Origin of the sequence: Streptomyces sp. NPDC087422 (assembly GCF_044744145.1) — a bacterium.
Taxonomy (GTDB): domain Bacteria; phylum Actinomycetota; class Actinomycetes; order Streptomycetales; family Streptomycetaceae; genus Actinacidiphila.
This window is the reverse complement of sequence record NZ_JBIUXT010000006.1, coordinates 40167-65314: the sequence shown is the minus strand read 5'-3', so window position 1 is coordinate 65314 and position 25148 is coordinate 40167. Positions and strand designations below refer to the sequence as shown.

General features: G+C 72.2%; 19 protein-coding genes and 1 pseudogene. 4 read left to right on the top strand and 16 right to left on the bottom strand.

The window, feature by feature from the left end; genetic code table 11:
• The first annotated feature begins 17 nt into the window (after positions 1 to 17).
• Positions 18 to 1271, top strand: coding sequence for an MFS transporter (locus ACIO6U_RS20500; RefSeq protein ID WP_401721595.1), 1254 nt, complete (start codon positions 18 to 20; stop codon positions 1269 to 1271).
• Between the two features lie 66 nt (positions 1272 to 1337).
• Here the strand turns inward: ACIO6U_RS20500 and ACIO6U_RS20495 are convergent, their stop codons facing one another.
• A complete protein-coding gene (locus tag ACIO6U_RS20495) occupies positions 1338 to 3188 on the bottom strand; it encodes an arabinofuranosidase catalytic domain-containing protein (protein ID WP_401721021.1) in 1851 nt (616 codons plus the stop codon).
• Between the two features lie 398 nt (positions 3189 to 3586).
• Between ACIO6U_RS20495 and ACIO6U_RS20490 the strand changes: the two genes are divergently transcribed.
• Positions 3587 to 5110 carry a flavin monoamine oxidase family protein gene (locus tag ACIO6U_RS20490; RefSeq protein ID WP_401721592.1) on the top strand — a complete coding sequence of 508 codons (1524 nt, stop codon included), beginning with the start codon at positions 3587 to 3589 and terminating at the stop codon, positions 5108 to 5110.
• 244 nt (positions 5111 to 5354) lie between these two features.
• Here ACIO6U_RS20490 and ACIO6U_RS20485 read toward each other — a convergent pair.
• Positions 5355 to 5474: pseudogene (locus ACIO6U_RS20485) on the bottom strand (aromatic acid decarboxylase); the annotation flags it as partial.
• 88 nt (positions 5475 to 5562) lie between these two features.
• Here ACIO6U_RS20485 and ACIO6U_RS20480 point away from each other — a divergent pair.
• The gene (locus ACIO6U_RS20480) at positions 5563 to 6324 is read left to right on the top strand and encodes a GntR family transcriptional regulator (RefSeq protein ID WP_401721018.1); all 762 of its coding nucleotides are present in this window, start codon (positions 5563 to 5565) and stop codon (positions 6322 to 6324) included.
• Positions 6325 to 6482: 158 nt separating this feature from the next.
• Here the strand turns inward: ACIO6U_RS20480 and ACIO6U_RS20475 are convergent, their stop codons facing one another.
• On the bottom strand, positions 6483 to 7940 hold the full coding sequence (locus tag ACIO6U_RS20475; RefSeq protein ID WP_355333182.1) for a UbiD family decarboxylase: 1458 nt from the start codon (positions 7938 to 7940) through the stop codon (positions 6483 to 6485).
• A 452-nt stretch (positions 7941 to 8392) separates the two neighbouring features.
• On the opposite strand from ACIO6U_RS20475, the gene ACIO6U_RS20470 reads away from it, so the two are divergent.
• On the top strand, positions 8393 to 10411 hold the full coding sequence (locus ACIO6U_RS20470; RefSeq protein ID WP_401721015.1) for an NPCBM/NEW2 domain-containing protein: 2019 nt from the start codon (positions 8393 to 8395) through the stop codon (positions 10409 to 10411).
• Positions 10412 to 10496: 85 nt separating this feature from the next.
• Here ACIO6U_RS20470 and ACIO6U_RS20465 read toward each other — a convergent pair whose 3' ends face one another.
• The 13 genes from ACIO6U_RS20465 to ACIO6U_RS20405 form a co-directional block, all read right to left on the bottom strand.
• Positions 10497 to 11399 carry a BadF/BadG/BcrA/BcrD ATPase family protein gene (locus ACIO6U_RS20465; RefSeq protein WP_401721012.1) on the bottom strand — a complete coding sequence of 301 codons (903 nt, stop codon included), beginning with the start codon at positions 11397 to 11399 and terminating at the stop codon, positions 10497 to 10499.
• Complete coding sequence (locus ACIO6U_RS20460) at positions 11396 to 12418, bottom strand: SIS domain-containing protein (RefSeq protein WP_391048349.1); 1023 nt, start codon at positions 12416 to 12418, stop codon at positions 11396 to 11398. Before ACIO6U_RS20460 ends, ACIO6U_RS20465 begins: the two co-directional genes overlap by 4 nt.
• Positions 12415 to 13542 carry a Gfo/Idh/MocA family oxidoreductase gene (locus ACIO6U_RS20455; protein WP_391048351.1) on the bottom strand — a complete coding sequence of 376 codons (1128 nt, stop codon included), beginning with the start codon at positions 13540 to 13542 and terminating at the stop codon, positions 12415 to 12417. Before ACIO6U_RS20455 ends, ACIO6U_RS20460 begins: the two co-directional genes overlap by 4 nt.
• A complete protein-coding gene (locus ACIO6U_RS20450) occupies positions 13539 to 14291 on the bottom strand; it encodes a sugar phosphate isomerase/epimerase family protein (protein WP_401721007.1) in 753 nt (250 codons plus the stop codon). Before ACIO6U_RS20450 ends, ACIO6U_RS20455 begins: the two co-directional genes overlap by 4 nt.
• Positions 14288 to 16483 (bottom strand): primary-amine oxidase, encoded by a 2196-nt coding sequence (locus ACIO6U_RS20445; protein ID WP_401721004.1) that lies wholly within the window; start codon positions 16481 to 16483, stop codon positions 14288 to 14290. The genes ACIO6U_RS20450 and ACIO6U_RS20445 overlap by 4 nt, the downstream gene beginning before the upstream one ends.
• Positions 16484 to 16634: 151 nt before the next feature.
• Positions 16635 to 17396, bottom strand: a complete 762-nt coding sequence (locus ACIO6U_RS20440; protein WP_355333197.1) for a GntR family transcriptional regulator — start codon at positions 17394 to 17396, stop codon at positions 16635 to 16637.
• Positions 17393 to 18454 carry a Gfo/Idh/MocA family protein gene (locus ACIO6U_RS20435; RefSeq protein WP_401721001.1) on the bottom strand — a complete coding sequence of 354 codons (1062 nt, stop codon included), beginning with the start codon at positions 18452 to 18454 and terminating at the stop codon, positions 17393 to 17395. The genes ACIO6U_RS20440 and ACIO6U_RS20435 overlap by 4 nt, the downstream gene beginning before the upstream one ends.
• A gap of 93 nt (positions 18455 to 18547) precedes the next feature.
• Entirely contained in the window at positions 18548 to 19519 is a 972-nt protein-coding gene (locus ACIO6U_RS20430) for an NAD-dependent epimerase/dehydratase family protein (protein WP_401720998.1), read from the bottom strand.
• Positions 19516 to 20310 (bottom strand): TIM barrel protein, encoded by a 795-nt coding sequence (locus ACIO6U_RS20425; protein WP_391048364.1) that lies wholly within the window; start codon positions 20308 to 20310, stop codon positions 19516 to 19518. Before ACIO6U_RS20425 ends, ACIO6U_RS20430 begins: the two co-directional genes overlap by 4 nt.
• The gene (locus ACIO6U_RS20420; protein ID WP_366823664.1) at positions 20307 to 20966 is read right to left on the bottom strand and encodes a ThuA domain-containing protein; all 660 of its coding nucleotides are present in this window, start codon (positions 20964 to 20966) and stop codon (positions 20307 to 20309) included. Before ACIO6U_RS20420 ends, ACIO6U_RS20425 begins: the two co-directional genes overlap by 4 nt.
• A 122-nt stretch (positions 20967 to 21088) precedes the next feature.
• Complete coding sequence (locus tag ACIO6U_RS20415) at positions 21089 to 22765, bottom strand: ABC transporter substrate-binding protein (protein WP_401720994.1); 1677 nt, start codon at positions 22763 to 22765, stop codon at positions 21089 to 21091.
• Positions 22762 to 23973: an ABC transporter ATP-binding protein gene (locus ACIO6U_RS20410; protein WP_401720992.1), complete on the bottom strand. Its 1212-nt coding sequence runs from the start codon at positions 23971 to 23973 to the stop codon at positions 22762 to 22764. The genes ACIO6U_RS20415 and ACIO6U_RS20410 overlap by 4 nt, the downstream gene beginning before the upstream one ends.
• Positions 23970 to 24977, bottom strand: a complete 1008-nt coding sequence (locus ACIO6U_RS20405; RefSeq protein ID WP_401721589.1) for an ABC transporter ATP-binding protein — start codon at positions 24975 to 24977, stop codon at positions 23970 to 23972. The genes ACIO6U_RS20410 and ACIO6U_RS20405 overlap by 4 nt, the downstream gene beginning before the upstream one ends.
• Between the last annotated feature and the right edge of the window lie 171 nt (positions 24978 to 25148).

The following is a 25148-nucleotide window of genomic DNA, read 5'->3' as shown; positions in this document are numbered from 1 at the left end:
CGCCGGGACCGCCAGGGCTGTGGCGGGACCGGGATTTCCGCCGGTTGTGGGTGGGGCAGACGGTCTCGCAGCTCGGGGAGCACGGGAGCGCGGTGGTCCTGCCGCTGATCGCGGTGCTGCTGCTGGGCGCCGACGGCGGTGAGGTCGGGGTGCTGCGGGCGGTGGGGCAGGCGCCGATACCGCTGCTGTCGCTGTTCGTCGGGGCGTGGGTGGACGGATGGCGGACCCGTACGGTCATGGTGGCGGCGGACTGCGGGCGGGCGCTGGCGCTGGGGGCGGTGGCCGTGGCGTGCCTGCTCGGCGGGCTCGGTCTGCCGGTGCTGCTGGTGGCCGCGTTCGGCGTCGGGGCGCTGTCGGTCTTCTTCGACGTGGCGTATCAGGCGTCTGTCGTACGGCTGTTGGACCGCGACCAACTGGTCAGCGCCAACAGCGCGCTCGAAGGCAGCAGGTCGGCGGCGCAGATCGGCGGCCCGGCGCCCGGCGGTGTGCTGGTGTCGCTGCTGTCGGCGCCGGTCGCGCTCGCGTCCAGCGCGCTGTTCTTCGCGCTGTCGTTCGTGTCGATCCGGCGGATTCGGCGCGGCGAGGCGGTGCCTCGGCGCTCGGGACGTACGCCCGCTGTGCGGCGGCGGATTCGCGAGGGGGTCGGATTCGTCGTCGGTGAACCGTCGTTGCGGGCGGTGTGCCTCGCCTCCGCCGCCTTCCAGTGCGCCTTCGCGGCGACGATGACCGTCTATCTGCTGTTCCTGCCCAGGGAGTTGGGCCTGTCGGGCGCTGTCGTCGGGCTGGTGCTCGCGGCGACGGGGCCCGGCGCGCTGGTGGGTTCGCTGCTGGCGGCCCGGCTGCCGGGCCGGTTCGGCCACGGCCCGGTGCTCGCGTGCGCGGCCGTGCTCGGCGACAGCGTGATGATCGGCGTACCCGCGCTGCACGGCGGCGGCGCGCTGACCGTTCCGGCGCTCGTGGCGGTCAACCTGACGTTCGGCGCGTGCGGTCAGCTGGTCAGTGTGACGCTGATGGCGGTGCGGCAGACCGTCACTCCGGACGGGATGCAGGGCCGCGCGGCGGCGACGATCGGCTTCGTCGGCATGGGGACGGCCCCGCTCGGCTCGCTGCTCGGCGGTCTCCTCGCGGCGCAGTGCGGTCTGCGACCCGGCTTCCTGGTGGCGGCGGCGGGCATGCTGCTCTCCCCGCTGGTGATCTCCCTGTCCCCGCTCGCCCGGCTGGGCCGTACGCTCCCCGTCCGCGGAGCGGCGGACGCGTCGGCCCGGACGTGAGCGCGACGGAGGTGGCGCGGGCACCGGGCCCGCGCCACCTCGGTCACACGTGCGTTGCGCGCTCTGTCAGTTGAGGGTGAACTTCTGCGCGGCGCTGCCGTTGCAGTCGTAGATCTGGGGCCGGGTGCCGTTGGCGCCTGCGCTGTTGGGGTCGTCGAGGCAGCGGCCCGACTGCGGGTTGAGCAGCGAGCCGTCGGCCTGCTGCTGCCAGACCTGGCCGCCGACGCCGTTGCAGTCCCACAGCTCGACCTGTGTGTTGTTCGCCGTGCCGTTGCCGTTGATGTCCAGGCAACGGCCGATCGTGCTCAGCGAGCCGTTGGCGTTGTGGTACCAGTGCTGGTCGGCGGCCCAGGACTGACAGTCCCAGAGCTGCACGGCGGTGCCGTTGACGCCCGTGTCGTCGGCGGCGACGTCCACGCACTTCCCGGCGGGCGCGGGCACCGGGGCGCCGCCCTTGACGGCGAATTTCTGCGCCGCGCTGCCGTTGCAGTCGTAGATCTGGAGGCGGGTGCCGTTCCCGGTGGCGCCGCTCGGCGAGTCGAGGCAGCGCCCCGACTGCGGGTTGAACAGCGAGCCGTCGGAGCGCTGGATCCACTTCTGGCCGCCGACGCCGTTGCAGTCCCACAGCTCGACCTGCGTGTTGTTCGCCGTGCCGTTGCCGTTGATGTCCAGGCAACGGCCGATCGTGCTCAGCGAGTTGTCGGCGTTGTGCGTCCAGTGCTGGTCCTCGGCGTACGTCTGGCAGTCCCAGAGCTGCACGGCCGCGCCGTTGACCCCGGTGTCGTCGGCGGCGACGTCCACGCACTTGCCGCCGGGGCCGGTGATCGTGCCCTGCGGGCCGTTGGGCACATTGGTCTGGCCCGAGTAGCCGACGGAGACGATGTTCGCCTGGACGGCGTTCTCGGCGGCGTCGGTCGGATAACCGGCGACCATCACGCCCTCGAAGAAGGTGCCCATGTTGCGGTTGCTGTTGTCACCGCCGGTGCCCAGGATGATGCCGCCTTCCTGGTGCATCGGTTTGTAGCCGCCCCGGGTCGGCAGCGACCCGTTCCACCAGGTCGACAGGCCCCCCGATTGGGAGTCGCCGCCCTTGATGGCGTACGTCGTCTGCCCGTTGTTCTTCAGCACCGCCGTGACGTAGGCGCTCTTGTTGCCCGCGTTGGCCGTGTTGGAGCCGTTGTCGCCCTGGAACATGCCGTTCTCCATGTCGGCCTCGACCCAGGGGCCCGAGCCGTTGCACGGCGCGAAGTAGCAGGTGGTGGCGATGCTCACGGCGTCCATGTGGCCGTTGCCGGTGTCGGACGGCGTGCTCTCGGCATTGCCGTAGTCGAAGCAGCAGTCGGAGCCGACGTGGGTGCCGCTGGCGACCATGTAGACGCCCTCGGGCTGGCCGTTGACGGGGACGCCGGAGGCCGCGCCGGTGTAGCGGTAGCCGACGCCCGGCGAGATCCAGATGCCGTACACCTTGTGGCCGCCCGCGCGCACCGCGATCTCGCTCGCGTCCGCCCCTCGGTCCACGCCGCCTGCCGTGCCCGCGGGGCCCGGCAGCAGGTCGTTGTGGCGCGAGGTCTGGTCGTAGACCTTGGAGATGCGGCAGGTGGTGTTGGCACAGAAGACGTCCTGCTGCTCGGCGTTGGCGTAACCGCCCGCGGCCAGCAGCCCGATGTCGGCCCTGCCGCCGTCCGAGGCGCGCGTGACCTGGTACAGCGGGCCGTTGTACGCGGAGAACAGGGCGCGGGTGGTGCTGTGCGCGGCGACGCAGGGGGTGCCCGCCGCGCCGTAGAGGTCACAGGGCAGCGAACCGGCGGCCTGCGCGGTGCCCGGCAGGCTGATGAAGGCGCTGAAGACCAGGCCGAGGGTGGCCACGACCGAGGTCAGCAGGGCTTTCCAGCGGGCGGTGTATCTCCTTTTGCGCATGCGGTGCTCCTTGGGGTGGGGGGTGGAGCGGAGACGAGCGGTGCCTGCGGGGACGGGCGGCCCGAGCCGGGCGTGGGGGCCCGGATCGAACGCCTGGGGGACGTGACGGGTGCGGGAGGGACGTGAAGAACACGCGGGGTCGACCGGCTCGGAAAGTACGCCCCCTGTTCGACCCCGTCAATATTTGTTGCTTTCTTTGGCTTCGGCCGGGCACGACCTGTCCGAATCTGTGGCCCGGCGAGGAGTGCATTACCTCTGTGACACAAGTCAACTGACGTGGCGTAACACGCCGCTGCGAGAGTTCCCCGCGCCATGAGCGAAAGGGGACATGACAGATGACACCGTTCAATCGCCGTGACTTCCTGCGCGCCGTCGGGGCCACCGGCGGCGCGGGAGCGATGCTGGCCACGATGGGTGCCCTGGGTCTGGCGCCCAGCGCGGAGGCGGCCACGCGCGGGGCGCCGTACCGCGCGCCGCGGCCGGGCGACTTCCACCTCACCGGCCGCGCCGCCGCCAAGGTCGTCGTGCTCGGCGGCGGCATCGCCGGACTGACGACCGCCTACGAACTGGGCAAGGCGGGCTACGACTGTACGGTCCTGGAGGCCCGCGACCGGCCCGGCGGCCGCAACTTCACCGTACGCGGCGGCGACACCACCACCGACCTGTACGGCAACCGGCAGACCGCCCGCTTCTCCGACGGCCAGTACATGAACGCCGGTCCCGCGCGGATCGCCCAGTGGATGATCACGCTCGACTACTGCCGTGAACTCGGCGTGCCCATCGAGGTGTTCACCAACGTCAACGCCGACACCTACCTCTACAACGAGTCGGCCGGAATGACCGAGCCCATGCGTTACCGCAGCGCCAAGGCCGATGTGCTGGGCTACGTCAGCGAGTTGCTGGCCAAGGCCACCGACCAGGGCGCGCTGGACAAGGACCTGACCGCCGCCGACCAGGAGAAGCTGGTCGAATTCCTCAAGGACTACGGCGCGCTCGGCAACACCCTCGACTACAGCGGCGGTTCGCGGCGCGGCTACTCGGCCTGGCCGGGCGCCGCGGGCACACCGGGCGTGGTGGCGGGCGACGTGCCGACCGCCTCCGAGATCTTCGCGACCGGCGTCGGCCGCTACTTCGCCTTCGAGTTCGAGTTCGACCAGGCGATGCTGATGTTCCAGCCGGTCGGCGGCATGGACCGGATACCCCACGCGCTGGCCGCCGCGGTCGGCACGCGCAGGGTGCGGACCGGCTGCGCGGTCACGAAGGTCACCGACACCGCGCACGGCGTCACCGTCACGTACACCCAGGGGGGCAGGACGCGCACGGTCGACGCGGACTTCTGCGTCGCCGCCATGCCGCCGAACATCCTCGCCAAGGTGCCGCACAATCTGGGCGCGGGCGTGCAGTCGGCGCTTGAGGCCATCACCCCGTCCTCGGCGGGCAAGATCGGCCTGGAGTACGCCTCGCGCTGGTGGGAGACCGACCACCGGATCTACGGCGGGATCACCGAGACCGACCTCGACGTCACCCACATCTGGCACCCGTCCTACGGCTTCCACGGCAGGCGCGGTCTGCTGATCGGCTACTACAACACCGGTTCCAAGGCCGACTCCTACGCGGCGCTGAGCCCCAAGGCCCGCGAGGCGCGGGCGGTCGCCGCGGGCGTGAAGATCTACGGCGAGAAGTACCGTACGGAGCTGGCCACGTCCTTCTCGCACCACTGGCGGCAGTTCCCGTACCAGGAGGCCGCCTGGCACAGCACGCCCGGCGGCCCGGACGCCGCCCGCTACCAGCCGCTCAACGAGCCGACCGGGCATGTGTACTTCGCCGGTGACTGGCTCAGCTACATGGACGCCTGGCAGCACGGCGCCTTCACCTCCGCGCGCAAGGCGGTGACGGCGCTGCACCGGCGGGTCCTGGCCTGACGCACCGGGTCGGCCGCGAGCCGACGGGGGCGGTACGGGAGGGGTACGGGGGCCGGGGCCGGTCTCAGCCCGAGGCCCTGGGCTCAGCCCGCGGGGGCGGTCTCAGGCCGCGGGGCCGGTCTCAGGCCGCGGGGCGGTGGGTGTCGCCGCTCAGCCCGGTCAGCGGCAACCCCGTACCGCCCCAACGGCACGTGACGACCCCGGCGGCGACGGGCACCGCCGCCCCCTCCGGGGTGCGGGCGCCGAGGTCGACGGCCTCACCCGCGTCGAGCGGCCCGCGGATGACGGCCGCGGCGTACGGCGTGCCGCCGACTCCGGTGATTCCGACGACCCATGGCACCCGTGGTGTGATGTGGTGATCCATGACAGACCCTTCCATGAGTCGCGAGGAGCGCCCGCGAAGTGCCGGGAGAACCCGCGGGCGTGGGCGGGCGGCCGTGAGCGGAGAGGCGGTGGGTGACGTGATGGCGGTCAACGGGGAGGGCCGGGACGCCCCGCGTGCGTCCGGACCGCCGCTGACGGCCGGTGAGCGGGAGATCCTGCGGGTGCTGCGCCGGTCGGAGGACCTGGACAGCGTGGCGGCCCGCATCCTGGTCTCGGTCGGCAGCGCGATCATCGAGGGCCGGCTGAAGCCGGGCGACGACCTCAACTCCGTGGATCTCGCCCGGCAGTTCAGCAGCAGCCGGACCCCGGTGCGCGAGGCGTTGCTGACCTTGGAGCGCGAGGGCCTGGTCGAGATCGCGGCCCGCAAGCGCCCCCGCGTGCGCCGCCTGGGCCTCACCGAGGTCCGGGAGATCTACGAGCTGCGGTCCGAGCTGTACGGCCTGGTGAGCCGCCGGATCATCGCCCACCGCACGGCCGGTGAGATAGAGGTCTTCGACGGCGTTCAGGCCCGTCTCGAGGAGGCCGCGGCGGCCGGGGACCTGGAGCGGTACTTCTGGCTGATCGTGGACTTCCGCAACACCGAGGCGCGGCTGGCCGGGAACGAGACCGTGCGCGCCGTCCTCGACTCGGTCGGCATCAGGACCCTGCATCTGCGTCACCTCAGCCTCTCCCTGCCGGGCCGCCTCGACACGTCGGTGGAGGACCACCGCAGGCTGGTCCGCGCGTACGCCGACGGCGAGGCGGAACTGGCCGTCGCGCTCACACGGTCCATCGTTCTGCGCGGTCTGGCGGCGGTGGAGCGCTCGGGGTGGACGGGCTCCCCGGACTGACCCGCCGGTCGACATCAGCGGGCCTGCGCGTCGTGGGCGCTCCTGGACCGCGCGGCCCCGCCGGGGGCGTCCGCCGCGGTGCGGGCCCGGTGGAGGGCGACCGCTTCGGGGCGGCGGCCACCGCGATCTCGTCGGCGATCCTGTCGACGGCCGGGCTGTCACCTGGCACCGCCCAGGATGTCCGGCCAGCGGCGTATCACGTGGTCGACCAGTTCCCTGCTGGCCTCCGCGACCCGCGGGAAGTCCTTGAGCCGGGTCCAGGGGCGGCAGGCGTCGATCACGGCGCGGGTGTTGAACGGCGGCAGGCCGGGTGCGCGCAGCGGGTCGACCCTGCTCCCCCACGTCTGCCGCATCGTCTCGATGTCGTCGGCGGGGTCGGTGCGGGTGCAGACCGCCCACATCACGTCGTTGAGGCTGCGCGGGTCGACGTCGGCGTCCACGACGACCACGAATTTGTTCATGTACGCGGCCTGCGGGAGCTGCGAGGTGAGGTAGCCCGCCTGCCGGGCGTGACCCGCGTAGTTCTGGTGGATCGACACGGCGAGCAACTGCCGTCCGCCGCCGACCTCGTGGGCCCAGACGCCCTCGACGCCGGGCAGTCCTGACCGCACCAGCGCGTCCTGGATCATCGCGGACTTCATCACGCTGCGCATGTAGGAGTAGTCGTGCGGCGGCTTGCCGGGAGGGGCGCCGAGCAGGATCGGGTCGTGGCGGTGGTAGATCCGCTCGACGTCCATGGTGAGCACGGCCTCGGTGCCGCCGCTGTAGTAGCCGGTCCACTCGCCGAACGGCCCTTCCTGCTCCCGGCGTTCGGGATACAGCCAGCCCTCGACGGCTATTTCGGCGGTCGCGGGGATCGGCAGCCCGGTGACCTCGCCGCGGATCACCTCGACGGGGCGGCCCAACACGGCCCCGGCGTACTCCAGTTCCGACAGTCCCGTGGGCACCTCGGTGCCCGCGACGACCAGCAGCAGCGGGTCGTGGCCGAGCGAGGCGGTGACCGGCGCCCGGCCCTCGCGGGCGAACCACTCGCGGACGTGTGCGGCTCCGTGCTTGCCCGCCTCCATGTTGATGCTCGCCGCCCGCCCGCCGTTCTGCACCTGCATGCGGTACGCGCCCGCGTTGAGGACGCCGGTGGCCGGGTCGGTGGTGAAGACGGCGCAGCCGGTGCCGATGTACCGGCCGCCGTCGTTCTCGTGCCATTTCGGCACGGGGAAGGCGAGCAGGTCGGCGTCGGCCGCGGTGATCACGTTCTCGGTGACGGGGCCCCGGTCGACGGCCTCGACGGGGTACTTCCCGGCGTTCTCCACCCACTCGTTGGGTCGGGTGCGCAGCGCCTCGACCAGACCGCGGTCGTCCAGGTCGGTGCCGAGCCGCAGGGTCATGCCGAGCCTGCGGGCGTTGGCCATGCTGGCGGTGAGCACTCGCTGGCCGGGCCGGTAGCCCTCGATGTCGTCGAAGAGCAGCGCGGGCGGCGAGGGGCGTTTGTAGTTGACCTCGGACGCGGCGCCGATCTCCTTGTCCCAGTGCGCGCCGGAGAGGGTGCGGACCTCACCGAGTTCCCCGGCCAGTTCGAGCCAGGTCCGCAGGTCATTGACGTCGTCGAGGGACCTCACGCCACTCGCCTCCCGTTCTCTCATGTGTGTCGCGACGCGATGAAGGTCGAAGAAGCCGCAAGAGTAGTCCGCGAGTTGTACGTCGCCGGTGTCGCTGCGCCCGCGGATGCCCGGGTCCCTCCTCGTCGAGGTGAGCGAGCACCGCGTTTCCCCCGAAGTGTCGACACTCGACCACGGGACCCGATTGAAGCAGTGGGGATACCCCCTGTCCAGGGGCCAGCGATCCGCACCCCCGCACCGTTGAGTGTCGACACTTCTGGTGAATCTGACCGAAGTCTTGTCATGGCCCCGCACGGCTCCTAACGTGTCGCCGCGAAGAAATTTGCTCGACTCTGTTCAGTTCCGTTGAGTCAAAGCGTCGAAATGCCAGCGATCCGCACACGATCAGTCCCACGGCGCGCATCCGCGGACCTCCGGTCCGCCTCGCCCACCCCGCGAGCAGAGGATTCTCCATGCCACGACTCGTCCGCAGGCTGCTCGCCTGCGCCACCGCCTGCACCCTGTGGGGCGGCGCCCTCACGGGCGCGGCCGTCACGGCCGGTGCGGTGGTCACCGCCACCCCCGCCGCCGCACTCGACAACAGCCTCGCCCGTACGCCCCCGATGGGCTTCAACGACTGGAACGCCTTCGGCTGCGACGTCAGCCAGGCCCTGATCGAGCAGACCGCCGACTACCTGGTCAGCGCCGGTCTGAAGAGCGCCGGATACACCTATGTCAACATCGACGACTGCTGGATGACGCACACCCGTGACGCCGACGGCCGCCTGGTCCCCGACCCGGTGAAGTTCCCCGACGGCATCAAGGGCACCGCCGACTACGTGCACGGCAAGGGACTCAAGCTCGGCATCTACGAGGACGCGGGCACGGCGACCTGCGCCGGGTACCCGGGCAGCCTCGGCCACGAGACGACGGACGCGCGGACCTTCGCGGACTGGGGTGTGGACTACCTCAAGTACGACAACTGCAACAACACCAGCGACGGCACCCGCGAGGACTACGTCAGGCGGTACACCGCGATGCGCGACGCGCTGGCCGCCACCGGCCGCCCGATCGTGTACTCGCTGTGCGAGTGGGGCGTGCAGAACCCGTGGGAGTGGGCCGGTGACGTCGGCAACTCGTGGCGCACCACGGGCGACATCAGCGACAACTGGACGAGCATGCTGTCCATCGCCGAGGACAACATGCCGCTGGCGCCGTACGCGGGCCCCGGCCGCTGGAACGACCCCGACATGCTGGAGGTCGGCAACGGCGGCATGACCGACACCGAGTACCGCACGCACTTCTCGCTCTGGTCGATGATGAACTCGCCGCTGCTGATCGGCACCGACCTGCGCAAGGCGACCCCGCAGACCCTGTCGATCCTCGGCAACAAGGACGTCATCGCCCTCGACCAGGACCCGCTCGGCAGCCAGGCCACCGTGGTCTCCTCCGACGGCGGCCGGTACGTGCTCAGCAAGAAGCTGGCAGGCGGCGAGCGGGCGGTGGCCCTGTTCAACTCGGGCGACCAGGCGCAGCGGATCTCCACCACCGCGCGGGCCGCGGGACTGCCCAAGCGCGGCAGCTACTCGGTGCGCGACCTGTGGTCGCACACCGACTACCAGAGCGCGGGCGGCCTGTCCGCGACCGTGCCCGCGCACGGCACCGTCCTGCTGCGGGTCGGCACCGACCCGCGCGCGGTCCTCGCGCCGCCGCTGTTCGACACCGGGGTCACCGGACCCGACCACATCGAGCCGGGCCACAGCGCGACCGTGTCCACGTACGCCACCGACCTCGGCTCGCTGCCCGCCGCGACGGTGAAGGTGCGGCTGACCGGCCCCAACGGCTGGACGGTCCGCGCGACCGGCGCCACGGGCAGCCTGCTGCTGCCCGGCGGCCGGACCCTCACCACACCGTGGACGGTCACCGTGCCCGCCGACGCGCGACCGGGCGCGTATCCGGTCACCGGCACGGTCAGCTACCGCGATCTGGTCAACGGCCGTACCGTCACGGTGCCGTTGGTCGGCAGCGTCGCCGTCAAGGTGCCGCCGCCCGCGGGGACCAGCTACCTCAGCGACCTGCTCTGGACGACGTCGAGCAACGGGTGGGGGCCGGTCGAACGCGACCGCAGCAACGGTGAGACCGGGGCGGACGACGGCAGTCCGATCACACTCGGCGGCACCGTCTACGCCAAGGGCCTCGGGGTGCACGCGCCGAGCGACATCGCCTACTACCTCGGCGGCGTCTGCTCCACGGTGACGGCGACGGTCGGCGTGGACGACGAGAAGAACGGCAAGGGCACCGTCCGCTTCACGGTCGTCGCGGACGGCACGACGGTCGCCGACAGCGGCGTGGTCACCAACGCCATGGGCGGCAAGGCGCTCACGGCCGACGTGACCGGCGCGCAGAATGTGCGGCTCGTCGTGGACGACGGCGGCGACGGCAACGACAGCGACCACGCGGACTGGGCGGACGCGAAGCTCATCTGCTCCTGACCGCCCACGACCCGGCGCGGCGGCGCGTATCCCTCCCACGCGCCGCCGCCCCGGCCCATGTCAGCCCGTGCCGCCCCGGCCCATGTCAGCCCGTGCGGTGCCGGGCCCTGGCCAGCGCCACCGCGCCCGCCACCGGGGGAACGTCCAGCAGGCGCAGGGTCAGCGAGGGGTGCGCGGCGGCGAGCCGGGCGCGGAAGGCGTCGGCGAGCCGCGGCTGGCGCACGACGACGCTGCCCGCGGCCACCACCGTGTCCCCGACGGCGCCCCGGCCGACGAGCCGGGTGACCAGCAGCGCCAACTGCCGGCCCGCCTCCTCGACCACCGCGGCGGCGAGCGCGGAGCCCGCGTCGGCGGCACGGAAGACGGCGGGCGCGGCCGGGCCCCAATTGCCGGGCGTGGGTTCGTCGTTGACGGTACGGGCCAGCGTCTGCGGGTCCGGGTCGCCGAAGTGGTCCAGCAGCGCCGCGAGCAGTCCGTCGTCGGCCCGCCCGGCGTCGTACGCGGCCAGCGCCGATCTGACGGCGTCCCTGACGATCGCGGGCGCGCCGCCCTCGTCGCCCAGCACCCAGCCCCAGCCGCCCGCGAAGAGCACCTCGCCCGCGGCGTCGGCGCCGACGCCGATCGAGCCGGTGCCCGCGATGACGCCGATGCCGGTGTCGAGACCGGCCGCGGGCACCAGCAGCGCCGCGTCGTTGACGACGACGGCGGGTACGCCGAGGGCTTCGAGGGCAGCCGCCAGGTGCGCGCAGTGCCGCTGGGTGTCGCAGCCCTGCGCGCCGATCCCGACGGCGGCGATCTCGTCGCCCTCGGGCACCGCGCCCGTCAGCCGTTCCAGCAGCCAGCGCGCGGCGGTGTCGACCGGCGCCGCCTCCCAGCCGTCGGCCGGCAGCGTGCGGTCGGCGCGCGGCGAGGCCGCCGGGTCGGCCAACGGCGCGACGCGGACGGCGAGTTTGGTGCCGCCCACGTCGGCGCCGACAACGACCTTCATACGCCCGGCCGTTCGGCCGCGACCTTGATGTCGGAGTTGTGGAACACGAATTCCTCGATCTCGACTCCCCTGACCTCGGCGACCGCTTCGACGAGGATCTGTGCGACCAGGATTTCGATGATCGCACGCTGCGCGGCCGGGAGGCGCGGCACGGTGACGGGGTGCAGCAGCGGGCCGCCCTGGACGGGCTCGCTGGTGACGAGGACGACCCGGTGGCCGGAGTACGCCAGGGTCTCGGCGACGGCGAGTTCGCGGGTGTCGCCGAAGATGACGTGCACCCCGCCGCCCGCCGACTCCATGGAGCCGTGCAGATACTGCCGGGTGCTCATGCCGGTCGACGGAATCCTGGCGACCTCGCGGAAGAGCAGGGCGCTCGCCTCCGCCGAGCCGACCGCGGGCCCGGTGCCGACGAAGTCCGCGGAGGTCGCGGACGCGAACAGCGGTGCCAGCGCCCGCAGTTGGGGTGTCAGGACGCGCTCGGTGCGGGCGAAGACCTCGCCGAGTCGGGCCCAGCCGTCGTCGATCCGGCCGCCGTCCCAGGCGTCGGCGAGGAGGCCGAGCGCGGCGACGGTCGCGGTGTAGCCGATGGTGGACGCGTAGCTGTCGGGGATGCTGCCGAGGTCGAGCACACCGCTGGCGAGGTCCGCGATCGGCGACGGCACGACGTTGACCACCGCGAACCGTCGTGCCGGGTCGACGGAGTCCAGCACGGCGAGCGTCTCCGCGCTGCGTCCGCTCTGCGAGACGCCGACCACCGGGTGGGCGCTGGCGGGGAAGGGCAGCGGGTGGTCGCCCGCGCCGAGCCGCCAGGAGTGGACACCGCGGCTGCGCAGCGCCCAGACCGGCGCGCACGCGGCGGCCAGGCTGGCGCCGATGCCGACGAAGACCGGTCCCGGCCCCGCCAGCCGGCCCTCCGCCGCCGACGCCGTGACCGCGCCGGTCAGCCGGGTGACCGCCGTGGCGAGGGCCTCCGCCTGGGTCGCGCGGGCCGCCGAGTAGGCGATGTAGCCGTCGGTCATTTCTGCTCCGTTCCTTCGGACGTCCGGGTGGTCGGATCCCAGTGCGGCGGGATCGGTGGGACAGGCGGCGCGGTGCTGTCGATCCGTACCGGCGCGCCGAGGTCGGCGGACTCCTCGATCGCGAGCATGACGTCGAGTACGTGGTAGGCCAGTTCGCCGCCGGCGCGCGGCGGTCGGCCCGCCCGGATCGCGCGGGCCATCTCCAGGACGCCCACGCCCCGCCCTGCCGGCGCGCCGGTCGCGGGGACGGTCCGCCACGGCGCCTCGGGGGTGATGTCGGTCAACAGCCGTGTGGGGCCGTCGAATCCGCTGACCGGGACCTCCAGCACCCCGTCCGCGCCGGTCACTTCGAACAACTGGCGGCGTACCGGCGAGTCGAAGCTGTAGACGGACGTGCCGACCACCCCGGACGCGAAGGTGGTGAGGACGCTGAGGTGCGTGTCCACCTCGACGGGGAAGCGGGTGCCCGCGTCCGGTCCGGAGCCGACGGTGCGCTCCGCGCGCGGCCGGTGCCCCGCGGCGGTCACCGAGGCGACCGGGCCGAGGAGTTGGACGAGCGCGGTGAGGTAGTAGGGGCCGATGTCGAAGAGCGGGCCCGCGCCCTTGGCGAAGAGGAACCCCGGCCCGGGGTGCCAGGCGTCGGGTCCCGGGCCCTGCATCAGGGTCAGTACGGTCCGCGCCGGGCCGACCGCGCCGTCCGCGAGCAGCCGCGCGGCCGTCTGGATGCCGGGGCCCAGGATCGTGTCGGGCGCGTTGCCCACCGCGACCCCGGCGGCGCTCGCGGCGTCCAGGACGGCGCGGGCGCTGTCGCGGTCCAGCGTGAGCGGCTTCTCGCCCCACACGTGCTTGCCCGCCTCGATCGCGGCGAGCGCGACCTCGTCGTGCGCGGCGGGGACGGTCAGGTTGACCACAAGGTCGACGTCGTCGCGGCGCAGCACCTCGGCCGTCGTGCCGGACACCGGGACGCCGTACGCGTCGGCCTGCGCCCTGGCCCGCGCGGGGTCGAGGTCCGCGACGGCCGTGACGGCGAGGTCGGGGTAGGAGGTCAGCGAGCGCAGGTACTCGTCGGAGATGTTGCCCGCGCCGACCACCGCGACGCGGGTCGGCGTCCCGTGCGCGCTCACGCGGTCACCAGCTCGCGGAAGTAGGCGGCGTTGCGCTCCACCAGCGGCCATACGTCGCTGTGGTGGGCGACGACCTCGACGACCGGCAGTTCGAGTACGGGGGCCGCCAGCGCCACGACCTCGGCCATCCGGTCGGTGGCGTCGACGCCGAGCACCGGCCGGTAGTTGCCCGGCTCGCGGTCCCGTACGACGTGCAGCAGCCTGACCCGGTCGCCGAGCCGGGGCAGCAGCTCGAAGACGTCGGCGCCGCCGACCCCGGCCCAGTAGACGTCCAGTTCCAGGACGACGGCCGGGTCGAGGAGTCCGGCCAGCACCTCGTAGGCGGGGACGCCGTCCACGCGCTGCGCGAACTCGAAGTCGTGGTTGTGGTAGCCGATCCGCACACCGCGCGCGGCGGCCTGCTCGGCCGCCGCGTTGAGCGTGTCGGCGAGCCGCTGGACCCCGGCGCGGTCGGCGACGCTGTCGGGGGCGACCCACGGGGTGATCACCGTGCCGATGCCCGACTCGACGGCGGCGTCCACGATTTCGGCGGTGTCGTGGCGCAGTACGGAGGAGTGCGCGGTAGCCGCGTGCAGGCCGCTGTCGCGCAGGGCGGCGGCGAGCCCGGCCGGGTCGGTGAGGATGTCGTACGGCTCGGCGTGTGTGAAGCCCAGCGCCGCCAGGCGCGCGAGCGTGCCGTCGAGCCGGTCGGGCCCGAGGTCGTCACGCACGCTGTAGAGCTGGATGCCCAGCGGGTGCTCTGCCGTCATGCTCCGGCCTTTCCGTGATCGTCGTGCTGCTGCTGCTGGTGGGTGTGGTCGTGGCGGCCGTGGTCGTGGTCTTCGCCCCGGCCGTCCCGGTCGTCGTGGCCCCGGTGACCGTCGTGGCCCTCGTGGCCCCGGTGACCGTCGTGGCCCTCATGGCCCTCGTGGCCGTCGTGGCCGTCGTGGCCGCTGTGGTCCGCGCCGTGGGTTCCGGCCGGGTGGCAGTGGTCGCCGCTCGACGGCGGGATATCGAGGGTGGGATTGCGGCCGAAGAACCCGTACGGCTTGAGGACGAAGCCGGCCGAGTCGACCGGCATGACCGGCCAGTCCTCGGGGCGCGGGAAGTGGGTGAGCCCGAAGGTGTGCCACAGCACGATGTCGGTGCTGTCCACGTCCCGGTCGGCGGCGGTCCAGGCGGGCAGCCCCGCGCCGCCGGTGTGCATGTTCACCAGGTCGCCCGCCGGATAGTTCTCGTCCGGCGCGTACGGCGTCACCCACAGGTGCTTGGTGGCGTACGTGGCCCGCCGGTGGATGTCCGACTCCTCGTCGGCGAGCAGCACGGGCAGGCCCTCGGGGTGCAGCATCCAGCCGACCGGGTTGCCGAGCCGGTTGGTCACCGAGGGGTTGGTGATCAGCCAGGAGCGGTTGCGGGTGTTGTCGGCGAGCCGCTGCGCGCCCGCTTCGGTGCGCAGCCGGGTGACGGTCTGGGTGAAGCCGGTGCCAGTGGGGTTGGCGGGTCCGCGCGGGACGAGGGCGGCCTCGACCTCGTCCACGGCGTTGTCCGTACCGTCGACCGTCATGTCCAGCCGGGCGCTGAACAGGTGCTGGTGGTAGGGGGCGCCGAGGCCGGGGGCGAGTTCCGAGGCGAAGGGGTGGCCGGGGCCCTGGTAGGCCGAGGTGAAGACGACACCGGTCGCCTTGACCTCCAGCTCGATCGCGCCATCGAGCGAGAAGTACCAGTAGAAGCCGTAGTCGTAGTTGCCGACGGTGACGAAGAAGGAGACGACCAGGCGGCGGTTGCGGCGTGAGTCGGACGAGCCGGTCCAGTTGTCGTAGTGCTTCCAGAGGATGCCGGTGTCCTCCTCGTGGACGCAGATGGCCTGCGGGACGACCCGGACCTCGCCCGCGCTGTCGGCGAGCACGGCGTCCAGGTAGGTGATGTCGCCGACGCAGTCGCAGCCCAGTTCAAGGGAGTTGGCGAAGCCGCCGAGCAGGTATTCGCCGCAGTCGAAGAAGTTCTGGAACCAGCGCTGCGGGCTCGGGTCGCCGTAGGGGACCATCATCTCCGCGATGGAGGCGCGGTAGAGCACGGGGCGCGGCACGCCCGCGTCCTCGATGGCGACGTTGTGCAGGACCAGGCCCTCGCGCTGGTCGAAGCCGATCTGGAGGGACCAGCCGAGCCAGTGCAGGACGCCGTCGTCGTCGACGGTGAAGCTGGGGCCCTCGGGCTGGGTGATCTCGATGGGCTTCAGTCCCGCGCGCGGCGGCTGCCCGACCCACGCGGGGTCGTGGAAGTTGCCGTCCTCGCGCGGCACCGGCAGGTCCATGTGGTCCTGGACGTCGAGGACTTCGCGGGTCACGACGTCCACGATCGCGGTGACGCCGTCCACCGGGTGCGCCCACCCGAGGTCGTCGGGGGTCTTCTGCACGAAGGTGAAGCAGCGCTGGAGGCGGCGGCCGGTCTCGCCCTCGCCCGGCACCCCGGCCGACAGCGGATTGACCCGGAGCTGCGTGAGGTCGGTCAGGCCGCGCTTGCGCATGGCGGCGAGCCAGCGCTCGTCGCGGTGCACGATCTCCTCGACCAGCGGGAACTCGGCCAGGACGACGGGGACATGGCCGTCGGTGGCGACGTCCAGTTCCCTGGCGGTCACGACCCGGTCCTGCTCGGGGCAGACGACGGTGTCGTACGAGACCCCGGTGCGCATGTCGATGAGCATCACGCGGAAGCGGCGGGGGGCCACGTCGCCCGCGAGCAGTTCGCGCTTGTCCTGTTCGGCCAGGCCGAGGTACGCGACATGGGTGTCGGGGCCGAGGAGCCCTTCGCGCCGCAGCAGCGCGGTGGTCGCGGTGATCTCCGCCGGCCGCGGCGAGGCGAGGGCCCCCGCGAGAGCCCCGGCGCGGGACCCGGCGAGCGCGTCGGCGCGGGCTCCCGGGACGGCCCCGGCTATGACGGACGGTTCAGGCGGGGTCGGGGTCACGAGGTCTCCGCATCTGCGAGTGGGTCCGGGCGGCGGGTCGGGGCGAGGGAGGCGGCGCGCGGGCGGCGGGCCGGGACGGCCGCCGCGACCCCCGGACGGCGGGCCGGAACCGTACGGGAGCGCGCCGTGGCGGCGGCCTTCGGGTGACGGCTCATGTCGCGTTGCCGCGCGCGAAGGAGGTCCGCAGCCGGTAGCGGTCGCCCGCGTACCGGATCGCCGAGGAGAGCAGCGGGCGCTGGCTCCGGTCGCGGACGATCTGCCGCATCTCCAGCACTGGCGTGCCCGCGGCGATGGCGAGGTGTCCGGCCAGTACGTCGTCGGCCGGACGCGCCTCGATCGTCGTGTCGGCCCGGTCGAGCTGGAAGCCGAGCCCCGCGATGGTGTCGTAGAGCGAGTGGTCGGTGAAGTCGACCTCGTCGAAGCCGACGGCGATGTCGGCGGGGACGAAGGACTCGTCCACCGCGATCGGCACACCGTCGAGCATGCGCACCCGGTCGACGCGGTAGAGCGGGGTGCCCGGCGCGATCTGGAACGCCTCGGCCTCGTCGAAGGTCGAGGTGCCCAGTTCGCGGCGGAGCACCCGCGAGGTCGGCACCAGGCCCATCCGGCGGGCCGTCTCGGTGAACGACTCCAGGGTGTTGGGCCACTCCTTGCGCTCGGGCACGCCGACGTACCAGCCGCGGCCGTGCGCCGGGCGCAGCACGCCCTCCTCGACCAGCGCGGTGAGCGCCTTGCGCAGGGTCACGCGGGAGATGGCGAGCATCTGGCACAGTTCGCGCTCGGGCGGCAGCCGTGAGCCGGGCTCGACCTCGCCCGCGGCGATCCGTTCCTGGAGCGCGGCCTTGGCCTGGAGCCACAGCGGCTCCGGGTAGTGCGTGGTGAGCGCCCGGGGCGCCGTGTGCTGCGTGCTCATGCCGGGACCTGGACCTTCTCCCATGTGCCCGAGCGCATGGAGGCGTAGCAGGCGTCGAGGACGCGGTTGACGACATGGCCGTCCTCGAAGGTCTCCAGCGGGGTCTCGCCGCGGGCGAAGCGGTCCACGAAGTGCCGCATCTCCTGACTGAAGCCGTAGGCACGGGCCTCCTCGGGCACCGGGTGGACCCAGCCGGTGTCGGCGTCGGCCTTCTCCACCAGGTAGCCCGCGGGGTTCTCGATGAAGCCCCACACCGGGGTCGCCGAGGTGTCGGTGACCAACCGGCCCGCGCTGCCGACCAGTTCGTGGCGCAGTTGCATGCCGCCCTTCTCGATCCACGAGGACTCGACGGTGGCGAGCTGGCCGCCGGCGAATTTCAGCAGCGCGACGGCGGTGTCCTCGCCGGTGGTGCGGTCGGCGTGGGCGAGGGTGGCGCCCCAGGCGAAGACCTCGGTGACGGGGTTGTCCTTGCCGAAGAAGTGCCGGGCGGACTCCACGGTGTGGCAGCCCATGTCGAGCAGGGCGCCGCCGCCCGCGGTCCGCGCGTCCCAGAAGTGCGGGGCGTGCGGCCCGGAGTGCGCCTCGCGGGCGCGCAGGGTCAGCAGGTCGCCGATGGCGCCCGCGGCGACCATCTCGTGCGCCTTGGCGATGTTCGGCGAGAAGACCGAACTCTCGGCGTAGCCGTGCCAGATCCCGGCCTCGCGGACCACCCGCAGGATTTCGGCGGCCTCGTCGCCGTCGCGGGCCAGCGGCTTGGTGCAGACCACGCCCTTGCCCGCGGCGGCGACCGCCCGTACCGCGTCCAGGTGTGCCTCGTTGGGCACGGCGACCACGACGAGGTCGACGTCCGGGTCCGCGCACAGCGCCGCCATGTCGTCGTAACAGGTCGCGTCCAGCGCCCACTTGGCGGCCAGCGCCTGTGCGCGTGCGAGGTCGCGCGAACAGGCGGCGACGAGCGCCGCGTTCCGTACGTCCTGGAGAGCGTCCGCGTAGGTGTCGCCGATGAATCCGGAACCGATGAGCCCGACGCCGATCACGCGTTCCTCTTCCCTCGTCATTCTCGCCCCATGATAGCAAAGTGGTTTTGCAGTGGTCTTATAAAGGTACGCCACGTAAAGACCACGGAGTACCACTGTCCGGTGCGGCGCGCATCACGCCTCCAGCAGGCCGTCGAAGGCCCGGTCCAGGTCCTCGTCGACCACCCGCAGTCCGGGGTGGGCGTCGTAGTGCGCGAGCACCTCACGCGCGCCCTGCGCGAAGGAGACCTCCGGCGCGAAACCGGGGACCAGCGCCCGCAGCTTGGAGGTGTCGAAGAGCATCGAGTGCCGGAAGTCGTGCTCCAGCACGTCCCGCCACCCCGGCACCAGCTCGGCGATCGACTCGCTCGACCGGTGCCGCAGCACCGGCTCCCGCACCCCGGCCGCGGCGGCCAGCGCGAGATGGATCTGGTCCCAGGTGAGGATCGCGCCGCTGACGACGTTGACGCTCTCGCCGATCGCCTGACCGTTGCCGAGCAGCGGGACGAAGGCGCGCGCGAAGTCCCGTGAGTGCGTCAGGGACCACAGCGAGGTGCCGTCACCGTGCACGACGACCGGCCGGCCCGCCCGCATCCGCTCGATCGCGGTCCAGCCCGCGAGTACCGGGATCACCGTGCGGTCGTAGGTGTGGAAGGGCCGCACGATCGTCAGCGGGAAGCCCGCCTCGCGGTACGCCTCCTCCAGCAGCAGCTCACAGGCGATCTTGTCCCGCGCGTAGCCGAAGTGCGGCTGGCGGCGCGGGCTGGACTCGGTGATCGGCAGCAGCGGCACCGGGCGGCCGAAGACCGAGCAGGTGCTGATGAAGACGTACTGCCCGGCCCTGCCGGCGAACAGCTCCCGGTGGTCGCGCACGTCGTCGGGCGTGAAGCCGACCCAGTTGACGACGGCGTCGAACTCCTCGCCGCCCAGCGCCGACGCGAGCGCGGCGGCGTCCCGGACGTCCGCGCGCAGCGACCGTACGCCCTCGGCCGGCGGCCGGACGGGCGCGGACCGCGTCACGATCGTCACGTCGGCGCCGCGCGCGACGGCCTCGCGGGCCGCCGCGGAACCGATCATCCCGGCGCCGCCGAGGAACAGCACCCTCATGCCCGCTCCTCGGTCGGCGCCGGGACGTGCGAGGCGCCGCGGGAGAGCCCGCGGCCGACCAGGTGGTCGTAGGAGCGGCGCAGCGCCTCGAACGTGTCGATGTGCAGCCGCTCAAGCTCGACGATGTGCCAGCGCAGGCCGGACGGCGTGGTCAGCGTGCGCGCCCAGTCGATCCGCCCCTCGCCGATGGGCACCATCACGTCGTCCTCGTAGCTGACGGCGGGGCCGTCCTTGACGTGCACGAAGCGCGCCCGGTCGCCGAGCCCGGCCAGCACCTCGGCCGGGTCGGCGCCGCCCATCTGCGCCCAGTAGGCGTCGAGTTCGACCAGGACGCGGTCGTCCAGCAGGTCGAGCAGCAGGTCGTACGCCTGCCGCCCGCCGAAGACCTGCGAGAACTCGGCGAAGTGGTTGTGGTACGCGATCCGCATGCCGCGCCCGGCGGCGCGCTCGGCGGCCTCGTTCACCCGCTCCACACCGCGCCTGATCGCGTCCGGCGAGTCGAACTCCTCGCGTTCCATGCTCCAGACCAGCACCTCGGCGCCCAGCTCCTCGTTGGTGTCCAGCAGCGCCTCGGCGTCAGGACCGGCGGGGAACGGGGTGTGCGCGCTGGTCAGCGCGAGCCCGGCGGACGCGACGGCGTCCCTGACCCGGGCGGCCCCGAAGTGCTCCACCAGGCCGTACGTCTCCACGCCCGCGTAACCGATCCCGGCGATCTCGGCGAGCGTGCCCTCCAGGTCGGCGCGGGCCTGGTCGAGCACCGTGTACGTCATCACACCGATCTCGGCGGTCACGCGTCCTCCTCCGTACGGCGGGCCGCCCACAGCAGGGCCTGGCGGACCAGGGCGCGCACCGGCGGCTCGCCCCACGAGCGCATGTCGTGGCCGAGCGCCAGATACACCACGCGGCCTTCCCCGGCCTCGCGGGCGTAGAGCACCGGGATCACCTCGCCGTCCGCGCGACGGCGCGAGGCGAGGACCGTCACGTCGTCGTCGGCCAGCTCGAACTCGTAGTACTCGTCGAAGAGTTCGAAGTCGGACAGGCCGCGTGTGACCGGGTGGTCCGCGACGATCTCGACGGTGTGGCGGCCCTCGTGGTGACCGGGGCCGTGCGAGAGGTAGCGGTTGCCGAGCAGTTCGAACAGCGGCCGGTCGGCCGGGTCGAGCCCGTCGCCCGCCCAGCCCATGATGTTGGCGCCGTGCACGCCGACCAGGCCCTTGCCCGCGCGTACGGCGTCGGCCAGCGCCTGCTGCTGCTCGGTCGCGAAGTGGCCGCCCGCGGTGTAGAAGAGGTACACGTCCGCCTCGGCGGTCTCCGGCCGCGCGTCGACGAAGCGGCTGGTGCCCATCGCCTTGCGGGTCGCGAACCCGGCCTCGGTGCCGAGCTGTTGGAAGACCTCGGCAGCGCTCAGCAGGTCGTGGTGGATGTCGTCGCCGTTCACGATGACCATGGCTCTCGGGGTCGAGAGGTGTGGCATTGCGTTCCTCACAGATGGCTTGGGTCGTGCGTCGTGGCGTGGCTCGGCGGCCCCCGCCCGGCCGCGGGAGGCGGGCCGGGCGGGGGCGGGGAGGGTCAGACGGGCTTGAGCCGCAGGGCGACGACGGGGTTGGGCACCGGGCTGAAGTACGGGTTCTGCGGTGTGGGGAACCCGGTGGCCTTGGCGGTGCTCCAGTTGCCGTAGCTGCCCCAGTAGAACATCGGGATCCACGGCAGGTTCTCGACGAAGATCTCCTCGATCCTGTTGATGATCTGCTGCCGCTGCTCGTCCGTGGTCGCCTTGGGGTACTCGGTGAACAGCGTCGCGGCCTCGGCGTTCTGGAACCGCTCGATGTTCTGGAAGGTCGGCGTCGCCTTGCCGACCGGGTAGTACAGATTCGGGTTGATCGTGTCGTTGTAGTACGAGAAGGCGCGCGGCGCGGAGTTGACCGGGTAGCCCATCGTGGAGTCGAAGTTCCCCTTGGACGTGAGCCCGTTGATGTCGTTGACCGTGGTCGTGTCGACGTTGAGCTTGATGCCGATGTCCTTGAGCTGCGAGACCAGCACCTGCACGCGCGCGGCGATGTCGGTGTACGCGGAGGGGAAGCTGATCGAGAACTCGACGCGCTTGCCGTCCTTGCGGTAGTAGCCGTCGCCGCCCTTGGCGTATCCGGCGTCGGTCAGCGTCTTGTGCGCCTTGTCGACGTCCTGGACGAAGTCGACTCCCTTGTACCGCGGGGCGATCGAGGAGGCGTAGGCGGGCATCGGCAGACCGGTGACGCTGGTCGCGGGCGCCGCGCCGCTGGCCGCGCCGACCTGCTTGCGGTTCACACCGAGGCTGATCGCCCTGCGCACCGCGATGTCGCTGAGCGGCCAGCGCTCCAGGTTGGGGATGATGCCGTCGGTTCCGGCGATCGGCGCCCAGTAGTTGTAGTGCTTGTTCCGGCTGAGATACGTCTTGTCGGCATTGGCGATGTACGTGCCGCCCCAGTCCGCGAGGCCCTGGACGAGGGCGTTGGTCATGCTCTCGTTGTCCTTGTACGCCACGAACCGCAGCGAGCTGATCTCCGCCTTCGGCTGCCAGTAGTCCTCGTTGCGCACCAGCAGGAAGCTCTGCGCGGAGAACGACGACAGCTTGAACGGCCCTGTCCCCACGGGGTTCTTGTCGGGGTACGTCGTCGGGTCCTTGACCTTCGACCACAGGTGCTGGGGGACGATCGGCGCCGACACGATGTTGGTGAAGTGCTGCTCGGAGGGCGCGGGGAAGGTGAAGACGACCTGCGCCGGACCGGGCGCGGTGACCGAACTGAAGTCGATGCCCAGCAGGTTGAGCCCCGGATACCGCTTGAGCATCGAGTACGTGAAGACGACGTCGTCGGCGGAGAACGGGGTGCCGTCCGTCCACTTCACACCGGTCCGGAGCTCCATCGTCAGCGTCTTGTTGCCGTCCGACCAGCGCCAGGACTTGGCGAGCCACGGCAGGTCGCGCCCGATGTCGACGGTGTTGATCTGCACCAGCGGCTCGTAGATGAAGCCGCCCTGGCCCTGCGGGGTGTAGGTGAGGCTCTGCGCGGTGTTGGCCAGGAACGGGTTGAAGACCTGGGTGAGGTTGTCGGACTGGCCCGCCACGGTGAGCGTGCCCTTGGCGGAGCCCGAGCCTCCCGCGGTTCCCGAACAGGCCGACAGGGCAACGGTTCCCGCGCCCGCGAGGGCGCCTGCGAGAAGACCGCGTCTCGTCATTCCTGACGCGATCGACGACTGCGTTGTGGTCACTGTGCGTCTGCTCCTTCGGAGGTGGGGACAGCGGAATCGGATGTGGGGAGAGCGGGTTCGTCGACAGTGGGGTCGGTGACCGAGGGGTCGGTGCCGGCAGGCCGCGCGGCGGAGGCGGTGACGGCCGCCGCGTTCTCGGCGCGCCGCCCGCGCGCCTGCTCGTCGTCCGCGTACAGCCAGCAGCGGGCGGTGTGGCCGTCGGTCAGGTCGAAGGACGGCGGGATGTCGGTGGCGCAGCGCTCCATCGCGTACGGACAGCGCGGGTGGAAACGGCAGCCGCCCGGCGGGGAGATGAGGCTGGGCGGCTGCCCGATGTCCTTGACCCGCGCGGCGCCGCCCCGCGAGGGATCGGGCGCGGAGGCGATCAGGAGCTGGGTGTACGGGTGCGCCGCCTGCTGGGTGACCGCTTCCGAGGGGCCGGTCTCGATGACCTCGCCCGCGTACATCACGGCGGTGTCGGCCGCGAAGTACCGCGCGGAGGCGATGTCGTGGGTGACGTACAGCATCGCGACGTTGCGTTCCTCGGTGAGGCGGCGCAGCAGGTTGAGGATGCCGAGGCGGATGGAGACGTCGAGGCTGGAGACCGGTTCGTCGGCGAGGAACACCTCGGGGTCGGCCGCCAGGGCGCGGGCGATGGAGAGCCGCTGGAGCTGGCCGCCGGACAGTTCGTGCGGGTACTTCTCGGTGAACTGCCGTGGCGGCACGAGGTTGATCTGCTGGAGCAGGTCGTCGATGACGGCGGTCTGCTCCTTGCCGCGCTTGCCGGGGTGGTGGATGGCCACCGCGCGCTTGAGGGTGCCCGCGATGGTGGCGACCGGGTTGAAGGACGCGAAGGGGTCCTGGAGGATCAACTGCACCTGGCGGACGTGGTCGCGAAAGGCCCGGCCGCGCGGCGACTTCACGGGGACGCCGTGCAGCCGCACCTCCCCGCCGGTGACCGGGTAGAGCTGGGCGAGCAGCCGGGCCAGCGTCGACTTGCCGGAGCCCGACTCGCCGACCAGCGCGGTGATCCGGCCCGCGTACAGGCTCAGGCTGACGTTCTCCACGGCGTGCACGACCTGCGGGGCCGCGCCGCGGCGCAGGCGTCCGCCGCGTACCGGGAAGTGCTTGGTCACGTTGACCGCTTCGAGCACCGGCCGGGCGCCGTCCGCGGCGCGGCCGTCGCTGGCGGCGGCCCCGGCGTTCTTCTTCGTCACGTCGCCGCTCATCGCATCTCACCTGTCACGAGTCGGTCCTGGTTCTGGGCGCCGTCCGCGTGCAGCAGGCAGGCGGCGTGCGAGGTGGCGCCGTCCGGCCCGGTGATCCGCAGGAGCGGCGGTACGTGGCTCCCGCAGGCGTCGAAGGCGAGCGGGCAGCGCGGCTGGAAGGCGCAGCCGCTGGGCAGCCTGCGCAGGTCGGGCGGCGAGCCGACGATGCCGGTCAGCTCCCGCTTGGGGCCGCCGAGGGTCGGGAAGGACGCCAGCAGGCCCCGGCTGTAGGGGTGTTGGGGGCGGCGGTAGAAGTCGTCGGCCGCCGCCGTCTCGACGATCTTGCCGCCGTACATCACGGCGATCGTGTCGGAGAGTTCGATCAGCAGCGACAGGTCGTGGGTGATGAAGACGACCGAGAAGCCGAGCCGGTCCTTCAGCTCCATGATCTTCTCGATGATCTGCCGCTGGATGACGACGTCGAGCGCGGTGGTCGGCTCGTCCATCACGATGATCTCGGGGTCGAGCGCGAGGCCGATCGCGATCATCGCGCGCTGCCGCATGCCGCCGGACAGCTCGTGCGGGTAGGAGCCCGCCCGGTCGGCGGGGATGCCGACGATGCCGAGGAGTTCGACCACCCGGGCGGCCCGTTCCTGCCGGGTCATCCGCGGCCGGTGCGCGACGATGACGTCCTCGATCTGCTCGCCGATCCGCATGATCGGGTTGAGCGCGTGCATGGCCGACTGGAAGACGATCGACAGCTCCTCCCAGCGAAAGCCCCGCAGCTCGGCGTCGCCCATCGCGAGCACGTCCACGGTGTCGCCGTCGGGTTTGGTGTAGACGATCCGGCCCCGGGTGATCTCGGCGGGCGGCTTGTGCAGCCGGGTGATGGCGTACGCGAGGGTGGACTTGCCCGAGCCCGACTCGCCCGCGATGCCGAGGACTTCGCCGCGCCGCAGGGTGAACGACACGTCGCTGACCGCCGGGGTGCGCTCACCGCCGTCACCGACGTACTCCACCCGCAGGTCGCGGACGTCGAGGACGACGTCGGTGCTGTCCGGGGTGAAGGGCGTGACCTCGGTGCGGCGTTCGGCCGGGGTGTGGTTCTTGATCCGGCGGGCGCGCTTGGCGGCGACCTGGCCGCGCTGGGCCTTCTTGGTGCCGATCCCGGCCTGGCGCAGCCGGGGGTTGATGAA

Bases quoted from the DNA above. Each gene is read 5' to 3' on its own strand.
- ACIO6U_RS20490 (WP_401721592.1), top strand. From the start codon at position 3,587: ATGCTGGCCACGATGGGTGCCCTGGGTCTGGCGCCCAGCGCGGAGGCG.
- ACIO6U_RS20440 (WP_355333197.1), bottom strand. From the start codon at position 17,396: ATGAGCACGCAGCACACGGCGCCCCGGGCGCTCACCACGCACTACCCG.
- ACIO6U_RS20465 (WP_401721012.1), bottom strand. From the start codon at position 11,399: ATGAAGGTCGTTGTCGGCGCCGACGTGGGCGGCACCAAACTCGCCGTC.
- ACIO6U_RS20420 (WP_366823664.1), bottom strand. From the start codon at position 20,966: ATGGTCATCGTGAACGGCGACGACATCCACCACGACCTGCTGAGCGCT.
- ACIO6U_RS20470 (WP_401721015.1), top strand. From the start codon at position 8,393: ATGCCACGACTCGTCCGCAGGCTGCTCGCCTGCGCCACCGCCTGCACC.
- ACIO6U_RS20410 (WP_401720992.1), bottom strand. From the start codon at position 23,973: ATGAGCGGCGACGTGACGAAGAAGAACGCCGGGGCCGCCGCCAGCGAC.
- ACIO6U_RS20460 (WP_391048349.1), bottom strand. From the start codon at position 12,418: ATGACCGACGGCTACATCGCCTACTCGGCGGCCCGCGCGACCCAGGCG.
- ACIO6U_RS20430 (WP_401720998.1), bottom strand. From the start codon at position 19,519: ATGAGGGTGCTGTTCCTCGGCGGCGCCGGGATGATCGGTTCCGCGGCG.
- ACIO6U_RS20435 (WP_401721001.1), bottom strand. From the start codon at position 18,454: ATGACGAGGGAAGAGGAACGCGTGATCGGCGTCGGGCTCATCGGTTCC.
- ACIO6U_RS20450 (WP_401721007.1), bottom strand. From the start codon at position 14,291: ATGACGGCAGAGCACCCGCTGGGCATCCAGCTCTACAGCGTGCGTGAC.
- ACIO6U_RS20495 (WP_401721021.1), bottom strand. From the start codon at position 3,188: ATGCGCAAAAGGAGATACACCGCCCGCTGGAAAGCCCTGCTGACCTCG.